The sequence below is a fragment of the Streptomyces sp. NPDC005195 genome (genome assembly GCF_040608315.1).
GTDB lineage: Bacteria > Actinomycetota > Actinomycetes > Streptomycetales > Streptomycetaceae > Streptomyces > Streptomyces kaempferi.
In genome coordinates this window covers 1-4,793 of record NZ_JBEXHZ010000161.1, presented here as the reverse complement: position 1 = coordinate 4,793, position 4,793 = coordinate 1, and the positions used below count along the sequence as shown (strand labels likewise).

Annotated in this window: 3 protein-coding genes and 1 pseudogene; 1 reads left to right on the top strand and 3 read right to left on the bottom strand. The window is 66.9% G+C overall.

Annotation, left to right across the window (positions count from 1 at the left end; all coding sequences use genetic code 11):
• Nucleotides 1-71 precede the first annotated feature (71 nt).
• Together ABZV34_RS37180 and ABZV34_RS37175 are read right to left on the bottom strand one after the other, a co-directional pair.
• Nucleotides 72-311: a radical SAM protein gene (locus tag ABZV34_RS37180; protein WP_356287012.1), complete on the bottom strand. Its 240-nt coding sequence runs from the start codon at nucleotides 309-311 to the stop codon at nucleotides 72-74.
• Nucleotides 312-562: 251 nt separating this feature from the next.
• Nucleotides 563-1,624: an HEXXH motif-containing putative peptide modification protein gene (locus tag ABZV34_RS37175; RefSeq protein ID WP_356287009.1), complete on the bottom strand. Its 1,062-nt coding sequence runs from the start codon at nucleotides 1,622-1,624 to the stop codon at nucleotides 563-565.
• 425 nt (nucleotides 1,625-2,049) lie between these two features.
• On the opposite strand from ABZV34_RS37175, the gene ABZV34_RS37170 reads away from it, so the two are divergent.
• Entirely contained in the window at nucleotides 2,050-3,246 is a 1,197-nt protein-coding gene (locus ABZV34_RS37170) for an MFS transporter (protein WP_356287006.1), read from the top strand.
• A gap of 618 nt (nucleotides 3,247-3,864) precedes the next feature.
• Here ABZV34_RS37170 and ABZV34_RS37165 read toward each other — a convergent pair.
• A pseudogene (locus tag ABZV34_RS37165) lies at nucleotides 3,865-4,241 on the bottom strand (XRE family transcriptional regulator); the annotation flags it as partial.
• Nucleotides 4,242-4,793 lie beyond the last annotated feature (552 nt).

Below are 4,793 nucleotides of genomic sequence, written 5' to 3'. Positions count from 1 at the left end.
GATACTCCCTGCCCGAACCCGCAGATCAGCCGCCAGACCACTCGAATACACCCGAAGCGATCACTCCGAAATCAAGCCGGTGGATCCGGGCTCAGGGCGTCCGGGCGGTTGAGGGGTTCGCCTCCCTCCACGAAGACCTCGATCACCCCGGATTCGGCCATCTCCCGGATGAGCGCGGCGTACTCGGCCCGGCGCATCTCCTGGCTGCGGGGCTCGGCCGCGCAGTCGCCGTAGCACTGCCGGCACTTGAGGTTGCACGACTGGGTGACCTGCAACCAGCTCTTGAGAGGTTCGTTGAGTACCAGATCCATGGGGCTCCGTCCTGATCGGTAGCGTGTGGCACGGGTACTGAGGTGGCCGGAGCGAGGATGCCGATGGCCGGTGGGGCCACGGCTCATCCGCGACCGTGCAGGCGTGCCGGGGCGGTGAACGGCTCGCCGCCGCCACCGAGGCCGGGCCCGGCAGGCACCGTGTGGAGATTCAGGCGGTCTCCACACCGGGGGGCGGCCAGCGGTGTGCACGGTGCTTCCGTACGGGCCGGTCGGGTGGGGTGGCGCCCCGGTTAGGACGCCACCCGCTCGACGGTGTGGGCAAGCGGGTCGGACTGGGTCCGGTGCAGCTCTGTGAGCCAGTGCAGGAAGTCCCTGCCTACCGGGCCGAGACACTCCTCGGAGTAACGGGAGACCTTGTCGAGAAGGCTGGTAGCCCGGAACGCGGCCGTCTGCGCGGCTTGCGCGAGGTCGGGCTTTTGGCTGTGGTGGGCGCGTTGCTCGAACCAGGCGCAGAGATGGACGTAGACGTGCGCGGCGGCCAGGGCCCGGTCGATGGGCCATCGGGAGACCTGGGACGTTTCATGCCACTCGGGTGCCACCGTGGGCGCGGTGTCCGTGTCGTAGGCCGGGGCGAAGATCGACCGTGTCGCCTGCAGGTCGTACAGGCGTAGGTGCACGAACTCGTGGACCATCGCTTCGGCCAGTCGCTCGGGGGTCCGCATGCAGCGGAGGGCTACGAAAGCGGCGCCGGGGATCTCGCGAGTTGACGCGCTGTCGAAAGCGTCGGGACCATCGACAGCGACGACGTAACGGGCGTGCCGCAACAGACCGCTGCACAGGTCGGGGGCGGTGGCCAGCATCAGATCCACGGCCGTGCGAAGCGTTGTGGCCCGCTCGGCAGTGAGGCTCGTCAGGGTGTCGGCACCCTCACCCGCGCTGAGATGGCGGCGAAACAGCGTCTCGAACGTCTGGTGGACATCGGCCGGCAGGGTGGGGTCCGTGAGCAGGTGCACTTGGTGGCCGGGAAGTTCGACCGTCTGCCGGACGCCGGCACTCTCCTCCTCCGTCGCGAGCGTTGCGCCGAGCAGAGGTCCGTCCGTGAGCGAAATGATTTCCGCTGTACAGGCGGGGATGTTCCGAATTCTCCGCAGTGCCTGGTCGAGTTTGTGACGGACGGTAGGTTCCAGGGCGGTGTCGCGAAGAATCCTGTGCCCTGCGGAATCGATTGGGCTGATTCCAGGAGCGACGCATTCGAGCAGGAAGTCGTAGCTCTCGTATAACCGATCGACGATTCCGTCCGATCGAGCGAAGCTTGGGTGCTCGGCGAGTGTGACGAGTGCAGGTTTCTGCATACGGTGGCCCCTGTCGAAGGAAAACCCCCTGCCTATCGCGAATACGATGAGCGTGATGTGCGGGGTAGCGCCAACAGTGTTCGTAGCAAGGGTTGTTGATACCGGATTCGCGCCTGAAGACCCATCGAAGCTGTCACGGCGGGAGGAGCACAGTCAAGCGTCATGAACAACCTGGGCGAATATTTCTGCCACTCAGCGAAAGAAGGTAAAAGTCTCCCCCGGAACAGGAATGTTTCGCCGCACACGGGGCAGTTGCGTCGAGTTACCTGTGCCTCCCTGCAGACGATGGGCACAGGTGGGCTCTTCCGGACGCGCGGTGTCCGCGCCACGCTCTACCAGCGACGAAAGGCATATTCACCTCGATGAGTTGCGCCGATTCCCCCTCACCCTCGTTGGATCAGTCGCAGGCAAGGGCCCTGCGCCGATTGATCACCGCCAACGCGCTCAGCTCGGTGGGGGACGGTGCGCGGTTCGCGGCACTTCCCCTCCTGGCAGCGTGGCGCACCGAGGACGTGTTCTGGGTATCCACGGTCGCGGCCGCGAGCCGTGCGGCCTGGCTCCTGGCACCGGTCATCGGCACTCTCGTGGACCGCATGCCCTGGCGCCGGTCGATGGTGGGAGGCGATCTGGCGCGGTGCGCAACACTGTCCCTGATGTGCGCCCTCGTGGTGACCGGGTGGACACCGGTGACGGTCCTGGTGCTGCTGGCATTCGTTTCGGGCGTAGCCGAGGTGTTCTTCGACAGCGCCGCACAGGCCGTCGTGCCGGCGTTGGCCACCGACCAGCAACTCGAGCGAGCCAACGCCCAGGTCATCTCCGCGCAGATCGTTGGAACCGGCTTCGTGGGCCCACCTATGGGAGCTGCGCTCTGGACGGCGTGGCACCCGCTCCCTTTCCTCCTGGACGGCGCGACGTTTCTCGCATCAGCGCTGCTGCTCACGGGGCTTCCGAACAAGGCCGCACCGGCCACGGCGGACGGTGAGCGGGGAATGCGGAGCCTTCTGCGCGGCACCTGGGCCGGGTTGCGGTTCCTGACACGCGATCGGGTTCTGCGCCCCCTCATGGTGGTGGTCGCAGTCCTGGGCGTGGGACAACAGGCGGTCTACGCGGTCCTCGTGGTCTACGTCGAACAGCGGCTCCATCTGCGCCCCTTCGGGTACAGCCTGATGCTGGTCGCAGCAGCCGTCGGCAGCCTCGCCGGGGCGAGGACGGCGCCCCGGATCGTCGAGCGGCTGGGGTCTGGGTGGAGTGTGAAAGCGTCAGTGTCCGTCTCCGCGCTCGCCTACCTGGTTGTCGCGGTACTCCCCTGGTGGCCGCTGGTCGCCGTCATGCTGGCCCTCAACAGCGCCGGGGTGGTGCTGTGGAACGTGTGCACGGTCTCCCTTCGGCAGCGTCTCGCCCCGCCGGGCATGCTGGGACGGGTGGCCAGTGGCTACCGACTCGCCGCATGGGGGGCCATGCCCATAGGCGCTGCGGCGGGCGGTGCCCTAGCTCAGCACGTCGGACTCGACGCCCCCTGGGCACTGGCCGGCCTGCTCCTTGTGGCGTGCCTCCCGTTCCTGGGCTCGGTGGCCCCAGCAGCATCCGGCACCGAGGAGGCCGAAACCCGCCCGTCCCCCTGAACTTCCAGGACTGGCCCCGGGCCCGAATCGCTTCATACAGAAAGAAGCTGTCCCTCACGAAGCTGCCTAACCCGCTGAAAGAGCGTTTGTCCCTGACGTACTCGACCAGTCCCACCGGGAACCGAATCCGACGACCTCGCTCCAGACACGCATCGGCCTGGCCGACCGGCGACGGCTCCAAACCAGATGGGGAGGGCTTGTGACTGAGCGCTTCACTCGGCCAGTTGAGCGTTAGCCGGACAGGCCATCGCTCAGCCGCTCCCCGCACGCTTCTCGAGGAAGGCGAGCGTGCCGATCTGGCATCCTTCCAGCACGGGCGTTGCGTCTTCTGCAGGCCCGAACCCATGCGAGGAGTGAGTCTGATGGCGAAGCGGGGCACGGACCACTGGAGTGAAACCTACTGCGACCGGCGCTTCCACCCGCCCCACCTGACGGGCTTGCCCTACTGGTTCTTCTGCCGGCTTGAACCTGGCCACGCCGGCGACTGCGACTGCGAAGCAGCCCACGAAGCAACGAACACGACGGACTGAGCACTATGAACGGCCAACTCATACGATCACAGGCCAACCGGAGCGCTCAGCCACAGGACTCTGAGCCCATGCAGTGCTATAGCGGAATTCAGTAGCCGAGATCCAGGTAGTCGATGTCATTGATTTCCACATCTGACAGCCCCATAGCGCGAGATCCACCATCCTGGAAATAGATTTCCTTGAAGCCTTCGGCGATGATTCCACGCATCTCCTGGTCGCTGGCCCCCTCATTGCGGGCGTCGAACAGGCGCTGCGCGTAGGCCGGCGGGAGATGCACGGTCAGGCGGCGGAAGCGGCGTCGGTGCTGCCGACCGCGGCCGTGTAGCCGAACCGGGCGCGGGTCTCGACCGTGATGCCGCCTGTCGCGGCGGCCTGGCGGTGCCGGCGCCTGCGCACCAGGGGCTGCCACCGCTGCTTCACCGCTTCCTCGATCCTCGCGGCCACGCCGGCGGGAGGATACAGCCGGGCCCGGGCCGGTCCGAGCAGGGCGGAGATCAAGCCGAACAGTCCGGCCGCCGACCCGGCCACGGCGTAGGTGCCGGTGGCGTCGCGCAGGGTCAGCAGCAGTGGGAGGCCCAGCAGGCCGTAGCAGAGCACCGGCCTGACCCTCGTCGACCCAGCGTCACCTTGACGAGCCGAAGTCAGTAGTCTGCGACCTGGGAGGCCGACGGGCTTGCCACCGCACTGGGTCGTAGGGAAGCTCAGCGCCTCCAGGTCCGCCTCGGCCTCCAGCAGATCCGCCAGCCGCGCAGCCGAAGTTCCCGCAACCCGTGCAGCGCGACCAGGCACTATTGCCGCCCAGGACACGGGTCCGGGGCTAGGGCCTGTGTGATGTTGTGATCATTCGGTGGTCTTGATGAGGTCGTCGATCCAGATCATTGCGGCGCGGAGGTGGAGGCCGGCGAGGTAGCTGTCCGGGGTTTTGTCGTAGCGGGTGGCGATGCCGCGCCAGGCCTTCAGCTTGTTGATGAGGCGTTCGACGGTGTTGCGTTCCTTGTAGAGGTCGGCGTCGTGGCT

Excerpts from the sequence above, each read along its gene's own strand:
- ABZV34_RS37175 (WP_356287009.1), bottom strand. The coding sequence starts at position 1,624 with ATGCAGAAACCTGCACTCGTCACACTCGCCGAGCACCCAAGCTTCGCT.
- ABZV34_RS37180 (WP_356287012.1), bottom strand. The coding sequence starts at position 311 with ATGGATCTGGTACTCAACGAACCTCTCAAGAGCTGGTTGCAGGTCACC.